At 55.0% G+C, this 19395-nt stretch carries 19 protein-coding genes and 1 pseudogene; 4 read left to right on the top strand and 16 right to left on the bottom strand.

Features of this window, described 5'->3' with window-relative positions; translation table 11 throughout:
* Positions 1-74 precede the first annotated feature (74 nt).
* Positions 75-590, bottom strand: coding sequence for an Hcp family type VI secretion system effector (locus AC1RR7_RS05685; protein WP_007918282.1), 516 nt, complete (start codon positions 588-590; stop codon positions 75-77).
* Positions 591-1188: 598 nt separating this feature from the next.
* Between AC1RR7_RS05685 and AC1RR7_RS05690 the strand changes: the two genes are divergently transcribed.
* Complete coding sequence (locus AC1RR7_RS05690) at positions 1189-1416, top strand: hypothetical protein (protein ID WP_493156581.1); 228 nt, start codon at positions 1189-1191, stop codon at positions 1414-1416.
* 118 nt (positions 1417-1534) lie between these two features.
* Here the strand turns inward: AC1RR7_RS05690 and AC1RR7_RS05695 are convergent.
* Positions 1535-1862: pseudogene (locus AC1RR7_RS05695) on the bottom strand (histone-like nucleoid-structuring protein, MvaT/MvaU family).
* 87 nt (positions 1863-1949) lie between these two features.
* On the opposite strand from AC1RR7_RS05695, the gene istA reads away from it, so the two are divergent.
* Both istA and istB read left to right on the top strand, forming a co-directional pair.
* On the top strand, positions 1950-3449 hold the full coding sequence (gene istA / locus AC1RR7_RS05700; protein WP_213632054.1) for an IS21 family transposase: 1500 nt from the start codon (positions 1950-1952) through the stop codon (positions 3447-3449).
* A complete protein-coding gene (gene istB, locus AC1RR7_RS05705; protein WP_493156582.1) occupies positions 3442-4245 on the top strand; it encodes an IS21-like element helper ATPase IstB in 804 nt (267 codons plus the stop codon). Before istA ends, istB begins: the two co-directional genes overlap by 8 nt.
* A gap of 225 nt (positions 4246-4470) precedes the next feature.
* Here the strand turns inward: istB and AC1RR7_RS05710 are convergent, their stop codons facing one another.
* From AC1RR7_RS05710 to ectB, 14 genes are all read right to left on the bottom strand, one after another.
* A complete protein-coding gene (locus AC1RR7_RS05710; RefSeq protein WP_493156584.1) occupies positions 4471-4893 on the bottom strand; it encodes a type II toxin-antitoxin system HicB family antitoxin in 423 nt (140 codons plus the stop codon).
* Positions 4894-5834: 941 nt separating this feature from the next.
* Positions 5835-6545 (bottom strand): ribonuclease T2 family protein, encoded by a 711-nt coding sequence (locus AC1RR7_RS05715; protein ID WP_102619884.1) that lies wholly within the window; start codon positions 6543-6545, stop codon positions 5835-5837.
* Between the two features lie 46 nt (positions 6546-6591).
* A complete protein-coding gene (locus AC1RR7_RS05720) occupies positions 6592-7473 on the bottom strand; it encodes a hypothetical protein (RefSeq protein ID WP_102619883.1) in 882 nt (293 codons plus the stop codon).
* Between the two features lie 655 nt (positions 7474-8128).
* Positions 8129-9361, bottom strand: coding sequence for a ferritin-like domain-containing protein (locus AC1RR7_RS05725; protein ID WP_493156586.1), 1233 nt, complete (start codon positions 9359-9361; stop codon positions 8129-8131).
* Positions 9358-10998 carry a GMC family oxidoreductase gene (locus tag AC1RR7_RS05730; RefSeq protein WP_493064847.1) on the bottom strand — a complete coding sequence of 547 codons (1641 nt, stop codon included), beginning with the start codon at positions 10996-10998 and terminating at the stop codon, positions 9358-9360. The genes AC1RR7_RS05725 and AC1RR7_RS05730 overlap by 4 nt, the downstream gene beginning before the upstream one ends.
* Complete coding sequence (locus tag AC1RR7_RS05735) at positions 10995-11411, bottom strand: TetR family transcriptional regulator C-terminal domain-containing protein (RefSeq protein WP_102619880.1); 417 nt, start codon at positions 11409-11411, stop codon at positions 10995-10997. Before AC1RR7_RS05735 ends, AC1RR7_RS05730 begins: the two co-directional genes overlap by 4 nt.
* A 238-nt stretch (positions 11412-11649) precedes the next feature.
* A complete protein-coding gene (locus AC1RR7_RS05740; protein ID WP_493156979.1) occupies positions 11650-12108 on the bottom strand; it encodes a copper chaperone in 459 nt (152 codons plus the stop codon).
* Complete coding sequence (locus AC1RR7_RS05745) at positions 11991-12458, bottom strand: hypothetical protein (RefSeq protein WP_493157001.1); 468 nt, start codon at positions 12456-12458, stop codon at positions 11991-11993. Before AC1RR7_RS05745 ends, AC1RR7_RS05740 begins: the two co-directional genes overlap by 118 nt.
* 2 nt (positions 12459-12460) lie before the next feature.
* Complete coding sequence (locus tag AC1RR7_RS05750) at positions 12461-13954, bottom strand: tyrosinase family protein (protein WP_493156588.1); 1494 nt, start codon at positions 13952-13954, stop codon at positions 12461-12463.
* A 274-nt stretch (positions 13955-14228) separates the two neighbouring features.
* A complete protein-coding gene (locus AC1RR7_RS05755) occupies positions 14229-14531 on the bottom strand; it encodes a hypothetical protein (RefSeq protein WP_493156590.1) in 303 nt (100 codons plus the stop codon).
* A 9-nt stretch (positions 14532-14540) separates the two neighbouring features.
* Positions 14541-15164, bottom strand: coding sequence for a LysE family translocator (locus AC1RR7_RS05760; protein WP_102619876.1), 624 nt, complete (start codon positions 15162-15164; stop codon positions 14541-14543).
* Positions 15165-15214: 50 nt separating this feature from the next.
* On the bottom strand, positions 15215-16519 hold the full coding sequence (locus AC1RR7_RS05765) for a SidA/IucD/PvdA family monooxygenase (RefSeq protein ID WP_096820435.1): 1305 nt from the start codon (positions 16517-16519) through the stop codon (positions 15215-15217).
* Between the two features lie 10 nt (positions 16520-16529).
* On the bottom strand, positions 16530-16997 hold the full coding sequence (locus tag AC1RR7_RS05770; RefSeq protein WP_493156592.1) for a GNAT family N-acetyltransferase: 468 nt from the start codon (positions 16995-16997) through the stop codon (positions 16530-16532).
* Positions 16994-18247 carry a diaminobutyrate--2-oxoglutarate transaminase gene (gene ectB / locus AC1RR7_RS05775; protein ID WP_493156981.1) on the bottom strand — a complete coding sequence of 418 codons (1254 nt, stop codon included), beginning with the start codon at positions 18245-18247 and terminating at the stop codon, positions 16994-16996. The genes AC1RR7_RS05770 and ectB overlap by 4 nt, the downstream gene beginning before the upstream one ends.
* 536 nt (positions 18248-18783) lie before the next feature.
* Here ectB and AC1RR7_RS05780 point away from each other — a divergent pair.
* Complete coding sequence (locus AC1RR7_RS05780; RefSeq protein ID WP_493156594.1) at positions 18784-19350, top strand: TetR/AcrR family transcriptional regulator; 567 nt, start codon at positions 18784-18786, stop codon at positions 19348-19350.
* Positions 19351-19395 lie beyond the last annotated feature (45 nt).

Raw genomic sequence — 19395 nt, forward strand, 5'->3', positions numbered from 1 at the left:
GCTGAAAATTCTTTGAGTAGTGAAGGTGCCTCGACCGGCGAAACCGGCCGAGGCGGTACAACCATCAGCCGTAATTAAACGACTGGAGCACGCCAGTCATCGGAACCCGAAGTACCGGATACTTCGTGGGTCCAGGTGATTTTGCGGTAGGTGAACTGCACTTCTTCCAGGTGGGTGAAGTGCGAATTGCCTGGATCCTGGCAGTTGTGCATTTTGTTGTTGATGGCGACGATGATCGCGTCTTCCAGTTTGGTGGTGTAGTAGTGCTCTTGGGTGCCTTGCGCCGAGGTGCGGTACCACTGGATAACGATTTCGCTCATGCGCTCGCCGGAGGTCAGAGCCGCTTGCAGCAGAGGCGAAGCCTTGTCGTAGACCTTGGTGATCACAACGGGCTTGTGAACGCGCTGACCGGTTGGCTGACCGGACTGTGGGTCACGCGGGATGATCACGTCGTGGGTGAAAGCCTGAACCATGACCTGGTCTTCGTGACCTTCCTGGTAGGTGTTGCCAACGGAGTCGGCGGTGAAGGCGCCGGCAGTGATCAGGCCTTGTTTTTCGCCGGTAACCGACATGTACGCTGGTGTTGCCATGGGAGGTGCTCCTTGCTGGATCAGTGGATGAGTCATAGGTGAAATCACCTAAGAGGCGGCCATTTGCTATCAAATTACATGCCAACTTTTTTCGAGCCTTATAAACCGGGGCTTGCGAGCGTTTTCCTCGGAAAAGCTGGGATAAATCCGCAGAAAACAAAGGAAAAGTGCGCAAGAAGTTGCGCAGTGGTGTGCAAGAAGTTGCGCACTTGGCTGCAGGCCGCGATCTACTTGGGTTGTAGCGATTTATCGAGCCAAATATGCGGAACAAGTGCGCAAGAAGTTGCGCACTTTCAAAAAAGCTCCCCCAACACATCAACGGCTGAAATTTTGATGGAGGCAGACCAAAGCAGCACTTCAGCACAGCCGAAAATCAGAGGCACTCCCTTTCCAAAACCGTGAGAAATCGCAACCCAAGCCTGGCCCGAAGGAGCCACACTTTTTATTTTCCAAGACAGTACGGGGCTGCCAGATTTCCCTTCGATCACGAGATCTTCAAGATGCGACCTAGCCGCTATGCCAAGGGCTTAACGGCGACTCATACTGTAGGCGTTTGACATACCGACCTCACCAACGACTTTTGAAGGAGGCAATCCGCATGGGGCTGACGAAAACTAATCAGGATTTGCGCCGTGATCTGAAAAGCGCTGCCCTAGCACTCGAAGACGCTGCCCAAGACATGTTCAGAATGGCCAAGCGGGATGGTGAGGCCGAGTTGCTGGCAGCCATGCAGAGAATTGAGGCACTGCATGTCGAAGCGGATCGGTTGATTCAATACGCAGACGAAGTGAAGGCCGGCAAGATTTTGCGTACACAGTCAGAGTAATGCCCATCAGATAGCTGCAGAGATACTCCTCTTTCTCACAGAGCAGGTATCGATCACTCGCGCCGAATATCCCTCAAAAAAAAAGGCCCTCTCGGGCCCTTTTGCACTTAAACCAAACTCACTTCGTCAGCCAAGACTCAACAGTCGCGGAGCCATGCTCTGCTTTCCAATCCTTCAGCGTTTTATGATTTCCGCCTTTAGTTTCGACGACCTCGCCGGTGTGAGGATTCTTGTAAACCTTAACGGCGCGAGGCTTTCGGGTACCTTTGGTCTCTGCGGCTACAGGAGCCCGGCGGCTGGAGGACTGTGGGTCGAGAATCGCAACGATGTTGCGCAAGCTGTAGCCGTATTCACCCAAGAGCCCACGGAGTTTCTGCTCGAACTCAATCTCGCGTTTCAGGCCATCGTCGTTTTTAAGTGTTGCCGCTGACCGAAAACTGACCCATTAAAGGCTGTTCTGCCGACTGAAAACTGACCCAGGTGTTCAACTGCTTCTGCTCACTTTCCGAGCAGGAGAACACCAGGTGATCAGCATGGAAATGATGGGAAAAATTCGGCGGATGTACTTCCGCGACAAGCTTTCGCTTCACCAGATAGCGAAGCGTACCGGGCTGTCCAGAAACACTATCCGAAAGTGGATCAGAGCCCCCGAAACCAAACAGCCGGTGTACCAGCGGCAAGCCGCTTTCAACAAGCTCAGTCCTTTCCACGAAATACTGGAGCAGGCACTCAAAGCCGATTCGCTTCGGGCCAAACACAACCGCAGAACCGCCAAGGCTCTCTTCGAGCAGATCAAAGCCGAGGGTTACGACGGCGGCTACAGCCAACTGACCGCATTCATCCGCGCGTGGCGCGGCGAGCAAGGAAAATCCTTGCGAGCCTTTGTGCCGTTGACGTTCGCGTTGGGCGAGGCTTTCCAGTTCGACTGGAGTGAAGAAGGTCTGCTGATCGGTGGGCTGTTCAGGCGGATCCAGGTCTCCCACATGAAGCTCTGTGCCAGCCGCGCATTTTGGCTGGTGGCCTATCCCAGCCAAGGTCACGAGATGCTGTTTGACGCCCATACTCGCTCGTTTGGGGCATTGGGTGGCGTTCCTCGTCGCGGCATTTACGACAACATGAAAACGGCTGTCGACAAGGTCAGCAAAGGCAAAGGGCGGACGGTCAACGCCCGTTTTGCCGTGATGTGCTCGCATTATTTGTTCGATCCAGACTTCTGCAACGTAGCCTCAGGTTGGGAAAAAGGGATCGTCGAGAAGAACGTCCAAGACAGTCGGCGACGTATCTGGCTCGATGCTCAAGATTGCCTGTTTCATACCTTCGATGAGCTGAATGTCTGGCTCGGCCAGCGCTGTCGGACTCTCTGGAGCGAGCTGCCACACCCGCAATATAAGGGGCTTACGGTGGCAGATGTTCTGGAGCTGGAGCGGGTGGAAATGATGCCGATGCCCAGCGCTTTCGACGGCTATGTCGAACGCACAGTACGGGTCTCCAGTACCTGCCTGATCAGCGTGGCGCGCAATCGTTACTCGGTGCCTTGCGAGCGCGTCGGTCAGTGGGTCAGCAGCCGTTTATATCCCTCGCGGGTTGTGGTCGTTGCTGATGAAACAACTATCGCCAGTCATGAGCGACTGTTTGATCGAGACCAAGTCAGCTACGACTGGCAGCACTACATCCCGCTGATCGAGCGCAAGCCTGGCGCACTTCGCAATGGCGCTCCGTTTGCCGATTTGCCCAAGCCATTACGCCTGCTCAAGCGTGGCCTGCGGCGTCACGTGAACGGTGATCGCGTCATGACACAAGTCTTGGCTGCGGTGCCCATTACCGGCCTGGACTCAGTTTTGGTGGCCGTGGAGCTGGTGCTTGAGTCTGGCAGCTTGAGCGCGGATCACATCCTGAATGTCCTGGCTCGACTCACGTCCACGGCACCGCCGCCTTCTGTAGAAACGAGTCTTCAGCTCAAGGTCGCGCCGGCTGCCAACACGGCTCGGTACGACCAACTGCGCGCCAAAGATGAGGAGAGCCGCAATGCGTGACTTGATGGCAGAACTTAAAGAGCTTCGCCTGCATGGCATGGCGCACGCGTGGGAAGAACTGGCAGCCCAAGGAGAAGCCTCGACAGCGTCCTCAAAATGGTTGCTGGAGCATCTGCTCCAGCAGGAACAAGCAGATCGTGCCGTGCGCTCCGTGAATCACCAGATGAACATGGCCGAGCTCCCCATGCACCGTGATTTGGCAGGTTTTGACTTCAGCGCTTCCAGCGCTGATGCCCGTCTGGTCAAGGAACTATCCAGCCTGGAGTTCACGGAAACGGCCCAAAACGTGGTGTTCATCGGCGGCCCTGGAACAGGCAAAACACACTTGGCCAGCGCACTGGCTGTATCCGGGATCACCGTCCACAACAAACGAGTCCGCTTCTTCTCCACGGTCGACCTGGTCAATCTGTTGGAACGTGAAAAGTACGATGGGAAAACGGGCCGGATTACACAGGGGCTGCTGCGCACAGACCTCGTCATCTTGGATGAGCTGGGCTATCTGCCCTTCAGCCAAAGCGGTGGCGCGCTGCTGTTTCATCTTCTGTCCAAGCTCTACGAGCACACCAGCGTGATCATCACGACCAACCTCAGCTTCTCGGAATGGTCGAGTGTGTTTGGCGACGCCAAAATGACCACAGCGCTGCTGGATCGACTGACGCATCACTGCCACATCGTTGAAACAGGTAATGAGTCCTATCGGCTACAACACAGCACTCTGGCTGACCAGACAAAGATCAAGACACGTGAGCGAAAGCGCAAGGAAGGTGATGTTGTTGAGGACGATGAGCCATTTTGATCCCCATCGGAAAAATGCCCTGTCACATGCGCACATGTGGTGGGGCTTTCGATCTTTTGAGATCGGACAGGACTGCTACGCTAATCCACAATTGCTGATGACAAATCGGCAATCTGCCCTGGGTCAATTTTCAATCGGCAGGGTGGGTCAGTTTTCAATCAGCGCCGACAATCAGACCAACAGCAGACGTCAATGGTGCGCTTGGGGACATGGTAAATTCCGGCGTTAGGCTACTTCCAAGACCAGCGACAGACGCCGACCCAGCAATACAAGTGCACGCTCGATCTGCTCAATTTTCGAGGCGTGGATGAAGTCCACCAGACGGTCGACAACCTGCCGCGAACAGACCATTCGACGAGCAAGTTCGGCGCGGCTCACGCCTTCGTCACACATGGCATTCCATAGCAAGATCTTGGCCATAGTCAGCACCGGCAAGTGCAGCACCATTGCAGGGGCACTTGGCGCGGAGGGTGCTGGAATCTTGCGCCCCTGCTCTACGTACAACGACAGTGCAGACTCCAAACCATTTAGGGCTTCGGCGAATGCTTCGCACAGCGTACTGCCTTCGGCATTCATTTCCGGAATATCGGTGCATGACAACCATACACCGGTGGGCTCGGTATGCTGCACTAGCGAGTAGTGATACATAGCTTTACGCCTCTCTAAATTGGCAATCTTTCGTCGATCCTTCTTAGACTTCAACGTCGAGTTTCGACCGCTCGCTCACTGGCTTTGATCGGCAGCGCAAACGCAATCTGTAGCACATCTGGAGCTGGTTGTGTGCAGGGTCATTTTCCCCGCTAACTCCCCTCGGCAATCATTCAATGCGATCTACTAATCAATGGACTACTCATACTCCGGGCCCGCAAGGTCGTCGCATCGCAGAATGCATGTACATGCGTGACAATAGCCTTGATCGAGCACGAGAGCTGCGGCCTCGCGTTTGAATTCAGCGGAAAAGGAACGACGTTGTTTGGTCATCAGGCACCTCTCTCTGGCGAGCATTCTCGCCTAAATGGGTGTCCGGTTTCATTAGACCACTACAGTATGAATCGCCCTGGGTTTCGTAGACACCTCTTTGCCTTAAACTGAGGCCAATTAGGAAGCGCCATGAACAACCAGCTCCGGGACAACCCGCACTGCTCAATTTTTGAGCCTGCCAAGTTCTGCCAGATTTTCAACAAGGTCCCAAAGCATGTTTTTTTGAACCAGCGTCCATCAGCCTCTGGACAGGGACCGTGGGAGGTCGGGGCGGCGAGGCTAGGGACGTCGAGGAAACTAGGTTTATGAACATCAATCGATGAACGGCCGTATTTGTTTCGAGGACTTTGAGTCAGCAATCTCCGGCCCGTGAGTGGCTTATGAACATATGACATCGCCCACTTGTTAAATGATGTGTCTGGGAGGAGCTTTACCAGGCCCGCCTTATGTGGCTCCTGACAAAAAAGCTATGCAGTCCGGAGCAGAATTTATCATTTTTGACATGTCCGCTCTAATAATGCCCTTGAGTACTTTTTGCGACGTTTGCACCTTCATCCGAAAGCTTTTTGGGAACATACCCTTCCAAACTCGGATTCAAGGGCAATCAGTTATTTACTCACAAACGTAAAATCGTTCTTGCAATTACCAAAGCTATTCTGCCCACTTTTCGTTTTTATGGGGGCTCCTGGCGTCTGCCCCCATTCGTACAGTACATACATGCCGGTAACCAGTTTACCCTTGCAATTGAGATGGACAGCCCCGTTAAGCTCAGGAAGCTTCTGCTGCACTCTTTGCTCAAACTCCGAGCGTGTCATTTCGACATCAGGCGTTATATCGAGGCTTTCGACGATGTGCCGGGTTTCACTCAACGACCAGTCGAAATACTCTACAACGTTCATTGGGGAGCATGTGCCATGCTTGGCCCACTCATGTCGTTCGAGACATTTTTCAGTTCCAGCCATGAAATCCTTATTGGCCTTCCAGGTTTCGGACGCGATCAGCTTAGGCAATTCTGGAAACTTGCAGAATTTGCCGTCCTTAACTTTCTGCTCCTCACACTCGCCAGGACTGCAACCTCCCTCCGGGAAATTTTTTTCATAATTAGGCCAAAGTCCGTGGAGTTGTACCAGTGATTCCTTTGGAAGCTGCTTGCAACTGGGATCCTCTTGATCTGCCGACCGACAAAAAGCAGCAGGAACCGTTAGCTCAAGGCGATAAAGTTTTTTCTTTGCGGGATCCACCTTGCACGACGGCTCGGCAGTAGCAAGTACTGGAGTGAGCGAAACGAGAGTAATCGCCAGAATCCTGCGCTTATACATGCTTTCATCCTTCCGCCAATGACATGTTTACGATCCGTTTTAATGTCTACTTTGGAACGAATTCAACGGTATTCAGATCGACCTGGATTATGATTTGGTTATTGACCTGCTCTAGCACATTGCTCAGTTTGCTTTTTAGACGGCCTCCATGGGCATCCTCGACATAAAAACTGTCGTTCTCATTGGTCTTCGCCATCAAGAAGTCATCCAGATCACTTCCTGGCTTGAGTTCGCCACCTGCCCATTTCAGCGCATCAACGCACCGCCGGAAAATTTTTGGATAAATTAACGTCCCGTGCTCCGGCAGAAGGTCATCCAGGGTGCTGATTGTGAACTGACTGGTGCCGTCGGCCTCCCAGATGCCGCGTTTATCGGCCCTTGCGTTTTTATAAGTGGCGATCAGGTGAGACTTGATCTCCGCCGAGAGTCCTCCCGAATAGAGCCCCAGATATGCCAGTCCAGTTTCGACCGCGTGGTGGTTGTAGCTGCTCATCAAAAGATCATTTGTGAGCTTGATTTCGCTCCCATCCTGCAGACCTGTTTCGCGTAATACAAAAGCAACTGGCCTAGAATGAGCTTCAAATCCATCGGTCAGGATCTCGGCGGGCGTCTCCCACTCAAAACCCGCCGGAGCCACTTCCCAATGCCACGCCTCTGGATTTACCCCTAACCATCGCAACAGGCCGTCACGACATTGCACGCCATAGGGTTGCGCGGCGCCTCCATAGTGAAGCTCAGGCGTATCGATGGCCTGAAACCGTAGCTGATAGCTAGCCAAACCATCGCTACCTTTGGGTTTGGTATAGCGTGGCAGGGATTCGAACAGCGACATGTCATCCGCAATGAAGCGCATGCTATCGCCATCTGGCGACTGACGCTCCCTCACAATTAAACGGCCCTTGATCAGTTTGTAGAAACCAAGTGACATAGCAAACTCCCTGCCTGCGAAATTAAGGCATTCATGCGTGGATTGCGTGAACTTGGCTCAGTTCACGCGAGATTCTGGAAGTCCGCTGCAACTAACTCTCGACAAGACGCAATGTCTAGCGGCCAGAATGCTGCTGGTTTTTTATATCCTCTTAGCCGCCTATTGTTGAATAGGCAGCACTACTCTCATCTCTCGCTTGAGCCAGTTGACTCCCCATAAAAATACACAGCAATACGAGTTCCGCCGCAATACTCCAACAACAGTGAAGACTTAACCCTGCCATCCGGCAAGAAGCTAATGATCACATTTTGAAATAAATGCAATTAGAAAACGAGATTGTGGCTCTGTAAAAATTATACAAATCAAGAAATGACGTCGAAACATTGCAACCAGCACGCTACCTAACTTGAAGACTCGGGGGGAGTGGCCATCGGTAATCCACAAAAAAGGTAGTGTACGGCACTCCCCCCTGTGTTGTGTTTACGTAGGCGAGCAGACGGCCATACCCATCTAATGCATCTGATGCAAAGCGAAGGAATAGGTGGAAGGATTCGTTGGTTGCGCCCTGCCCCACCAGGTCGTTCCGGAGCTCCTGCTCTAGCGCTGCCTGAGCTTGTGCCCCCCACTTCGCGAGGAATGTCCTGTGAGCTTGCCGTCATTTTCCTTGATCGCCCTTGCTATCATGACCTCCCTTTTGGGTGCTTGAGTATTCACCGTGAACCACACCGAGCATCCACTCCAGCCGCCCGGCTAACCAAGAAAAGTCCTGATCGATGTCCTCGCGTTGCTGCAACTCACGGGCGGCAACGATAAGTTCATCAATGCGTTCGCTGACGAGTCGCAGTGCGTCATCTGCGTCATGCGGTAGCGGGACATGCCTCTGCATCGCAAAAGATGCGCCGGCAGTATGCGTGCCGTCGCCAGAGGGCATCCGTGCCAAGGCTTCCCCCAGCGGCTTGAGGATCACGGGCATGGCGCCGATACTAGCGCGAGCGAACCCACGTGTTTGCGGCTGTCCTGGTGAGCCTGGCCCAAATACCCAGCCAAGAATCCGAATGGTCAACACGTAGATGTTGTTGAATAGGGTCATTGCCTGACGTGCCGCAGGATGCGTGATCAAGTTTGCGCCCGCACGCTCCCGTGTAGTTGGATTCTGAAGCGTCGGGTATGCGGGCTGGAAGTGCGGGTTCGCGCCCAGCATCCGGTTAAGTTCGATGCGCATTTCATGGAAGATCCCGAAGTGGGAGTCCTCGCGGTCGTCATGGATGCCCTCCCCCTGGAATTGAACTCGTCGAATTGCTTCTAGTGCGCTTCGCTTGTCATACACGGCCACGAGGTCCGGGAAGTCAGCCAGATCGGGGCCAATTTGCAGGTCCGGATTACCGATGAATAAGTCCGCCTCGGGCATTGCCTCTATGCCATGCGCAATCAACTCGTAAAGCTCTCCCACACTGCGGAAGGCCAGGTCCTGTTCAGTTGGAGAATGTTCCCAGTGGATAAAGCCGGGGCGCAGCGTCGACTCGACAGGTGCTTCCCACTGTAGGAAGCGTTCAACGGTCTCGAGGCAGAACGACTGCAGGGTCAGCGCAGCAGGCAGGGGCCAATAACTCTTAGGTTGCGGAAAGACTGGGTGCATGAAATAGGGTGTTCCGCCGATCGCGGCCAAAAGGTTCCATGCCTGCGCCAGATGCAGCATTTCTTGCGAGGCTACAAAATAGATCTGACCAGCCCAGTACTGTGTGATTTGCTGATCGCGCCATCTGGGCCTGTCCTCCGTTTCCTTCTTCAAGGAGAAGGCGGCGTACAGGTAGGCACACGCGAGCGAATGCTCAATCTCGCAAGCCTCTGACAGCAAACTCAAGAGCTCGTTTCGGCTGGTGGGCATCATCTGCCTTCCGGGAGTTCAGTGGCGATTACAGCGGCAAGACGCAGGGCCAGAGCTGCTGCTGTGAGGGTCGGGTTGGCGGTGCCTGCCGTTGGGAACACGCTAGCGCCGACCACGAACAAGTTCTCGTAGCCATGCACGCGACAGTCCGCGTCGACGACTGACGCAGCCGCATCGGTGCCCATGCGGCAGGTTCCAATTACGTGGCCTGATCCACCGTATGCCGCTGGGTCAGCAGATGCTTCCACATTGGTGATGCCTGCGCGCTCATAGATGGCTCGAATCAGCGAGCGTGCATGCACGAAGGAGCCAAGCGTGTATGTATCCACGCTATAGTTCAGGCGCACTTCAGGCATTCCCAGCGCGTCGTAGCTCTGAGGGATGAGCTCAACGTAGTTGCCAGCACTGGGTAGTTGTTCCGATGCCCAACTGATTCGAACCATGCGCGGAGCAACGTCCGCGATTCGCTCACGCAAGGCAGTACCGAACAGTCCCTCGTCCATCCATTTCTGCACGGTTGCTTCCGGTGTCCTGAAGCGTCCATGCCCGTCATTTCCTAAAGACATCTTCCAGGCCGCATGGTCGCCACGCCAAGGGCCATCGCGCCAATCGTCGATGCCCGAAGTCACCGGCGGTCCGCGATAGCCGTACAACGGTTCGTCTGCGATACCCACCATTTCCCCCGTAGGGTGGTCCATCAAGTTGTGGCCGACCACAGCAGGGTCACCAATTCCAGAGACCAGCAGCAGACGAGCCGATTCGATCGAGTGAGCAGCGATTACGTACTTACGGGCACGCAGAGTGGAACGCTGAACCTCGCCCGTTTCTGTCCAGGCGGCGAGTTCGATCCCATCGATGCTTCCGTTAGCAACTACCACCTTCGTGGCCACGGTGCGATCGAGCAGCTCAGCGCCTTGTGTGAGTGCTAAATTAACATGCACAGTGGCATCGTACTTGGCCTGGATCGGACATAGCGGGATGCAAATCGAGTTGCCGGCGCAAGGTGGCCGGCCTTGGTAGGGGCGAGAATTGCGGGCCTGTGGGGTCGTACGGACGCGCAACGTAGCGCCTTCAAATTCGAGGCCGTTTACCTTCGCGGCAATAACCTTATCAAGGTACGAAGGCCAGATCTGCGTCATGGGAAACGGGGTGCTGCGCCATGCGCTGTGTACACCGCTCCAGGCGTCGTGATCGCCGGAAACTCCAAGCGCCTCTTCTGCTCGCGCGTACCACGCCTCCAGATCGTCGTAGCTGATTGGCCAGTCCACTGCGACGCCGAAGGCCGAACGCATCCGGAAATCATTTGGGATCAGTCGCGGCGTGCTGCCCTGCCAGTGCCAGGTGCTGCCCCCAACACGTCGAAGGTACGTGCTCTTGAAGCTCTTCGGTGTCGCCACATATTTGTAGTCGCCGGAGCCGTCAGGAGAGAACGCGAACTTGTCCGCCTGTGACTGGCGGTACGGAGAAGACAGGGTCTTGACCGGTGCAGCAGCCCATTGCCCCAGTGCATCCTCTCGTAAAACAGATGGTCCAGCTTCAACCAGGAGCACCTTATGGCCCTGGAGCGATAGCTGCCATGCCAAGAGTGCCCCTGCAACCCCGGCCCCAACAATAAGGACATCCACGTCGGCTTCGCTCACGCTTCCCCCGGATATGACCAATGACCGAAGTAGCCTCCTGGCAAGCCTGGGGGGTGGGCTTTCGCGAGACGCCAGAACGAACCGGAGAACCACAAAGCTGTGAGTGTGTCGGGCCCAACATCGGCGCTTGCCTGCGGCTTACCATCGCGAAAGCACTGGCCGAAACACCATGACAGCACAATGTCCCGGCACACCTGCTGAGACGCCGGGTCCGTCCATAGTCGCTGCTTGATCCATTGCTGTGGATCTGCATCGGCTGGTGCCTCGGCCCATGTGCGCAGCACCTGCTCAACCAAAGCTTTGCGCCCTTCAGATATCCCCATCAACACCGTCTCACACAGACGCTCGTCTAGTTGTGGGTCATCCATAAGCGCCTGGGACAAAGCCGAGAACGTTGCGTGCAGGAACGGCATGGAACCACCTCCATGGTCTACTATGCCTCCCCCACGGAGGCGTACTACGTGGCGAGCAAATAAGACGATAGGAGCCCTATGACTACTCCGCAAGTTTTTGCACGGGGTTGAAACTCAGCGTGAAACATTCCAGCTACGCCTTATGTTTACGGGACCCTGGCGCTGGCGACCGACAAGGAGTTTGTCACCCCCTGACTGCACAAGCGCCTGGTGCCGCTGTTTTTGGCCAGCGGACTGGTCAAGGATGTGGACGGGAATTTGCAGGTGCAGCCGCAAGCCGCTGCCTGATGGTCTTCCAACGAGGCGCAAGACCGCGACGGATTGCGCCCGTCATCTGAGAAAACGCTGGACCGTTAGTACTTGCGCGCTCATAGGCGATCAGAACGGCACCGCCCAGCATGACCGGCAAATGGGCGTAAGGCAGGCAAAGCGGAATCAACATCAGTGCCCAGCACGTCGTGACGCACCAGAACCCGTGTGTTACGCCAAAGCACAACGGATCGACCAGCGCAGCCATGCCAAAAACGGAGAGCCTGGGCTGTTGATGGCAACGCGCAAGACAGCGTGAACGCATGACGCTCAATTGCCAGATAAGCCACCCAACCACCGCCATGGCCCCGGCCACAAGCTCTGAATCCGTGAGCGAAACCAGCAGCAGTGCGATGACAAAAAGCAGCGCACAGGCCGCCAGCCACACACACACAAATAGCCCAGCAGGAACAGCACGATGGCTCGCCAGCGATGGCGCGACAGCGAGCGAAACCACAGGTGCAGCGCAGGCCCCGCCAAGGCGGGCGTCATCATCGCCACCAACATCAAGGTCATGCCAGCCGCAAACGCGGCGAGGTCCAGGGTCGAGTAATAAAAATGCAGATAGCTCAGGCTCTCGGCGAACACCGGGCCGGGATTGGAACGGCACAGAAGCATCAGTTCGGCGTGGACGTTGTCACTGAGGGCAATGACGCTGAACGCGACGAGACTGATACTCCATAACGTGCAAGCAAGCGGGTCAAGGCCTGCTTCTCGAAGCCGTGCCGACACGGACATCGTCAGGTCGACTGACGATAGATGCTGACCCGTTTGATCGATATCCCGCGCGCGTCATTGACCGGCACGATCAATACCGGCAAGGCATTCAGATTGGCCTCGCCTGTCAGATGAAGCCGGTCAATCGTATCGGTGATCTCGATCACCTTGCTCAGGCCCGATCCGCCATGGGGCTTGGCAATGTTGGTCGACTCGCTGATACCGAACAACGACACAACGCCTGCTCGGTTCTCCGGGTGATCAGCGGCAACGGCGCCTTCGGCCAAACCGACATATACATCGAAAATGGCCGCGTCGTTTTCCCCCGTGATGTTCTCCAGATTGAGAAATACGCGATCAGGTTCCGGGCTCGCGCGCAGCGCGAACGTGGACAGTTTGAAGCTGTCGGTGAGCTTGCGGACGGTGGGTTTATCGGTCCTCACAACGGTGGCCGAGGGATCGCTCCCCAGGGTAATCGCCTTGCTGTTTGCACCGAGCAGTTCAACCGTGGGCTTTTTGGGCATGGTTTCGACCTCCAGACCGTCAGTGATGCCGGGGACGTCCATGAGCGTTTTCAACAATACCAACCGAAGGTTCAGGCGCTGCTGACCACTCAGCGGATCGGAAATGTCCTCATACAAATAGTTGAGCCCGGGCGCCTTCGTGTCCAGCATATCTTTTGGGGCAAATTCCTTTCGACTGCCATCCGCTTGTGGCATCACAAAGCGCCGCTTGCCGCTCGGCCCATCGAGCCATGACTTGAGCACCGGGTTCCTGAAGTTCGAATTTCGGTTGAGCCACACCTCCCATAGCCGATCAATGTTGGCGTGATGCAGCCAGAAAATCGGATCGAGCCCGGCTGTAATTGGCATAGACATCAAGCCCAGGTTATGCCAGTCCCGGGGGTCCGTTCCGGTGAGGTAACCGCCAACAAGACCATGCACCGGATCATGTGGTCCCTGTTCAAGCAAGCCTTCATTCGGGCGCTCTGCGTTGTGCTGGAACGGTGTACGCACACCGCCGAACCCGGGAGAGCCATTTCGAACTCCTTCGAAATCGGGATCGCTCAAGGCCGCCTTCAGATCGACATCCTCCTTTCGGATGACCACCACGCCATCCCCACGGCCAAAACGCCGAGGCTCAAACAGTGGGTTGTCGCCACCATCGGGCCAGGAATTCGTCGCGAAGGCTTGCGGCAGCAGTCGCGGATTGGCGACCGCCGTGTCGTTGTAATTCCAATAGGGCAATGCCCAGTCGTCCGGTGCATCCGGCAACGTGTGTATCGCGGCTCGCACAATCGATTCGTAAGCCGATAGATAACCCCGGTGCCACGGAAAGAAATACCAATTATGGTGCTGGCACTGATTCCGATCCTGATCGAGGTATTCCGACGTGTCCGGCACATGCTCATCCGGTGCCAACCACCCGAACTGGCGCCAGACCACCTCTTCAATGCCATGAATCGCCGCCATGTATTTCCAACTGGTGATGTCATCAAACGGGCGCGACTTCAGCACCTTGACTCCGCGGGCATACCACAGTAGTTCTGGAGCCCACGGTTGTTGCAGGCTCCAGACATTGCGTCGTATAAAAGTCACTGATCGGACCTCCCTGTCATCGAGTGTTTTTACCGGACCACGGTTCTTCCAGCTCACTGCGTTCCAAGACTATAGATCAGCTTTAGAGGCTCGTACTTTTTGCCTACGTTCACACTAAAGCTAAAGAGCAGGCCTTTGGTTGTTGGCCCCCTCCTCCTCGCGTATTGCCCGAGACCTTTTTGTAGGTGGCACATCAACACGCCCATTTGAAGTCCTGAAAAGCTCCTGCCGCCGGTAATTCAGCCACAACAGCTTGAACATATCGCCTGGCCGTTTGTAACGAGGCTGCGTAGCTGATCCCGGGGCCCAAGACATCCACGATGGAAAAGACGTCCTCAAGATCGCAGTCGAGGATCAAAGTGACCGGGACATAATCACTTGTCAGGTTTCGCATCCGACGGTTCAGTGGCAAGCCATCACAGGGCAAATCGATCAGCAACCAACTGCGATATTTGAAGCGCACGCTTACATCCTTGAGCATATCGTTCCACTCCATGACCCGACCTCATCGACTGGCAATCAATACTGGAATTGCGTTATTGAGAGAGAACGCCACCAGAAACACGGCCAGGCCTATGTCAATCTGCCGGGTGTATTTGAGAAACAGCGCCTTTATCGGGCCCTGGCCGAAGAGCAACGACACCAGGGAATACCAGATGACTTCGAGGGTTGAGCACAACACGACCACCAGCACTTTTTCGATGTCGGTGCGTGGCGAGGACAGGAAGCCGGCGTAGATGCTGATCATGAAGGCGATCGTCTTCATGTTGCTGATGTTGGTGATGACTCCTACCCGATAAGCCTTACTGAAGCTGGTGACGCCAACAGCGGCGCTTTCGGTGGTGCCAGTATTTTTTGCCAGCACACTTTTGATGATGCTGTAGGCGATGTAGAGCAGGTACGTCGAACCACACAAGGTGGCCACTTTGGAAAAGGCCGGGTACTCATGCAGCAATGCTGCCAGTCCCAAGAGGGAAATGGTCGAGAAGAACACCCCTACAGTGCAGATGCCCAAGGTCGCGCCAAGTCCAGTGGAAACCGAGCCCAGTGAAGAGAATCGACTGACAATGATGAAATTCGGCCCAGGGCTTATTACCGCCAGTATGTAAATCAACGCCGCTGTGAACATAAAACCTCCTTGTTTGAGCAGCAGTCTTTCCAGACTGCTGCCGGGTGGCATCAAGCCAATGCTTGTACCGGGGCCTCGATTTGAGCCAATTTATTCTCCAGGGCGGAAAGAATGTGTTCCACCCGCAAGGAAATCAGGCTGAACGAGCCCGCATCGCCCAAGCCGTGGGAGCTTTCGCATAACCCATTGAGAAACACCGCGGGCAAGTCATCCAGAGGCGTCAGGCTGTAATCGCGATTGACCACCAGGGCCCCGTGAGCATCGGCGCGAAACTGGCGATGATGAGGCGCGAGCAACGGGGGATACAGCTCACCGTTTTCCTTGGCCGCAATATCCTTGAAGCCCGTGGCGAGCACCAACGCATCCAGAGCAAGGGTTGAATGCGTCAGCTGATTGACCTCCCTGAGTGCCAGTTGTACCTGGCCCGATGTATCGATGTGCGCCTGCTCGATGGCGATGTTATTGAGGATCTTGATGCGCTGCTTGCCCTGCAGTTTTTCTTCATGGATGCGTACGTACAGCGCGTTGATGACATCTTCATCGGCAGAGCTGTAATTGGTGCCCCGCAATTGCTTGTCCAGCCGCGATTTGGCTTCTGGTGGAAGGTCAAAGTAGTAGTCGATGAATTCCGGGAAGTACACCTTGTCACTGAACGGGCTGGTGTCCTTGAGTCGAAAGCTGAAGCTTCGATGTAACGAATAAACCTCTTTGTCCGGGAACCTGGCAGTCAGATCGAGGACGATCTCCACCGCGCTCTGGCTGGAACCCACCACGCCGATACGCTGCACACTCGGTGGCAGCTTGTTGATGTGCTCCAGATAATGATTGAGGTGGAACACTCGGGGCCCGGTCAGACCTTCGAAAACTGCCGGGATATTCGCCGTACGCCCGGTGCCCAGCACCAGGCTGCGCCCATAAACGACTCGTTGATCGTTATAGGTGACCTTCCACACCTGCTCTCCCTTAAACAGAAGCGGTTCAACCTGCTGGACGAACGCCGAAGATTCGACATCGCCGAGAAAATGGCTGGCTACCCATTTGATGTACTCGGCATATTCCCGGCGTAACGGATACGTCAGTGGCAAGTTGAGGTAGTCGAACAGGCGACCGGTTTCTTTCAGGTAATTGACGAAACCATAGCGGCTGCGTGGATTGCGTGGCGTAACCAGATCCCGTAAAGGGTTGTTCTGGATATCCGATCCGCTGAGCAGCATTTCATCCTGCCAGTCCGGCGTCTGCTTGGCATCCAGGAAGCGATAAGTCAGCGCTGATGCTGACTCTTCGAGGCCAATCGCCAATGCAAGGTTGGAGGGGCCGAAGCCAATTCCCACAATATCGAAGACAGTATTTGACATGGAAAAGCTCCTATCCCTGGATTTGCTTTAATGGAAGATGATAATAGTGATACGCGGTGTTTTCGATAAATCCAAATCGAGTGTATAGGTTTCGTGCTCGTGGATTATCGTCTGCGCCTTCGATAAATAGTTGTTTGGCGCCTGTTGTCTGCGCAAATGTTTTTGCTGCATTCAATAACGCCAGCCCTACTCCCTTCTTGCGCTTTGACGATTCGACATATAAGTCATTGAGTATCCAGAGGCGCTCCAGTGTGACACTTGAGAAGCTGGGGAATAGTTGGGTGAATCCAATGACTTCGTTATTGACCTCAGCAATAACAAAAATTGTTTCGCCCAGAAAAAAGCGCTGTTTAATAAACTCCAGTGAGCGGACCAGATCGGAGACTTCACCATAGAACTGGCGGTATTTGTCCAGCAATGGCGCAATCGCCGCAGCGTCGTCGAGGGACGCATACCGGGTAATGATTTGATCACTCATGATGCGGTCACCTCGGCAAAGGCTTGCTCCAGTATGTGCAAACCCTGAGTGATCTGCGCGGGGGATATTGTCAGCGCCGGCAGGAACTTGAGCACCTGGTTGTCGATGCCTGAAGTTTCAATGATCAGCCCGCCCGCGTAAGCCTGTGCCGCAACTCTCTGCGCCAGGGACTTGTCCTTGAACTCAATGCCCCGGAAGAACCCGCGCCCTTTGAGGCGATTAGGCGCCTTGCTCGCAAAGTCCCGGGATAACGCCAGCAGCCCTTGATGCAGGAGGTCTGCCTTGGCGCTGAGCTCCTGGGTAAAGCGGTTATCGCTCCAATAGTGATCGATAACCGCCTTGCCCGTGACAAATGCCAGGTTGTTGCCGCGAAACGTGCCGTTGTGTTCCCCCGGCTCCCATACATCCAGATGGGGCGCCAATAAAACAAGGGACATGGGCAAGCCATAACCGCTGATGGATTTGGACAAGGTCACGATATCCGGGGTGACACCCAGGGCCTCAAAGCTGAAGAAGTCCCCTGTGCGGCCGCAGCCTGCCTGTATATCGTCGATGATCAACAGAATGTCATGGTCATGGGCGATACGTTGCACCGCTTGTACCCAGGCGGCCGAAGCGCTGTTCACACCGCCCTCACCCTGCACTGTCTCGAGTACGATGGCCGCTGGCTTATCGATGCCGCTACCGCTGCGCAACATCTTGGACAGGTACAACGAGGTGTCGAGGTCTTCGCCAAAATACTGGTCATACGGCATGAACGTCACGTTGTTCAAGGTGACCCCGGCCCCTGCTCGCTTACGCGGGTTACTGGTCAAGGCGAGGCTGCCCAGGGACATGCCGTGGAACGCATTGGTGAATGCCACGATATTCTGGCGGCCGGTGTACTTGCGGGCCAGTTTGATGGCGGCCTCCACCGCATTGGTACCGGTAGGGCCGGGAAACTGTACTTTGTAGCGTAAGTTGCGACGGGCCAGGATCTGCTCATCGAACGCCGTCAAGAAGTTCTTCTTGGCCGTAGTTTTGAAATCCAGGCCATGGGTAATGCCATTGCTCTCGATATAGTCGAGCAGCGCAGCTTTCAAAACCGGGTTGTTATGTCCGTAGTTCAGAGCCCCCGCGCCGCTGAAAAAGTCAATGAACACCTGACCTTGTTCACTGGTCAAGGTCGACCCTTCAGCGGTGTGAAAGGTGGCAGTGAAGTCACGACAGTAAGAACGAACGTTAGACTCTTTAAGCTCAAATATATCCAGGGACTGTGGCGTGGCAGGTGCAAGGTGGGACAGTGAGTAGTTCAGCGTAGCCGTCATGTCAGGTACCGTTTATCAATCCAATTGAATGGACTTCCAACAGGCATAGCGATTTCCCAGTGGCCATGTAGCGAATGCTGAGAGGTCTATCATCCGTGAAGTCCGTGTACAACTTTCATCCGTTGAAACATGACCCGCTCTGTTGGCCAGCAGGAACAATGACGTCTTTCGCTTATTAAACTATCAGTAATTCGAGAACAAACGACCAACTATAAATTCATATGCTTATTACTGGTTCTGTGAAATGCCCAAACATACAAATCAGTAACCGTGATGAGGCGTTTTTGGTCGGCAGAATCGCCCGTCGCCCGTTTCAGGCTTGGGATTGGCGGGAGGCAAGAGCGTTGCGCGGCGTGCCGGGGGCGTTGAGTAAAAATTGTCTCAGATGAAGTAAATTTCTCGATTTTTTTGGTTTTCGTTGCAGTAAAGAGCTTTTCCTGCACAATTCCCGACATTGAAATTCGATCCGAGATTGACTGATGTCCCTGACTCCCCAAGACGAACGACTCATCAAGGCGCTGGCTTTGGCCATCGTTGATCGCCCCCGCGCGACGCTCAAGGAGCTGGCTGAAGCCGCTGGCGTAAGCAAGGCGACTCTGCACCGCTTTTGCGGCACCCGTGACAATCTGGTGCTGATGATGGAAAGCCATGGTGAGACGGTTCTCAACCAGATCACCACCTCGACCGACCTGTTGAATGGCGATCCGGTGCAAGCCCTGCGCGGTTTGGTCAATGAGCATCTGGCACATCGTGAAATGCTGGTTTTCCTGCTCTTTCAGTATCGCCCCGACACCTTCGTGAACACCGATGAAGGCAAACGCTGGCAGTTCTATCTCGATGCCCTCGATGCATTCTTTCTGCGCGGCCAGCAATTGGGTGCGTTTCGTATCGATATCACTGCCGCGGTCTTCACCGAGCTGTTCCTGACCATGATTTTCGCCATGGTCGATGCCGAACGCCGTGGGCGTGCCGCCAGTGCCAACTCGGCCAATGTCGTGGAACAGATGTTCCTGCATGGCGCTGCCAATCCCGCCCGTCCTCAGTAACGTTCCACCAAGCAAAAAAAGCCCCGTGACCTCTCGGTTCACGGG

The organism is Pseudomonas sp. GW821-FHT11G12 (assembly GCF_058808055.1).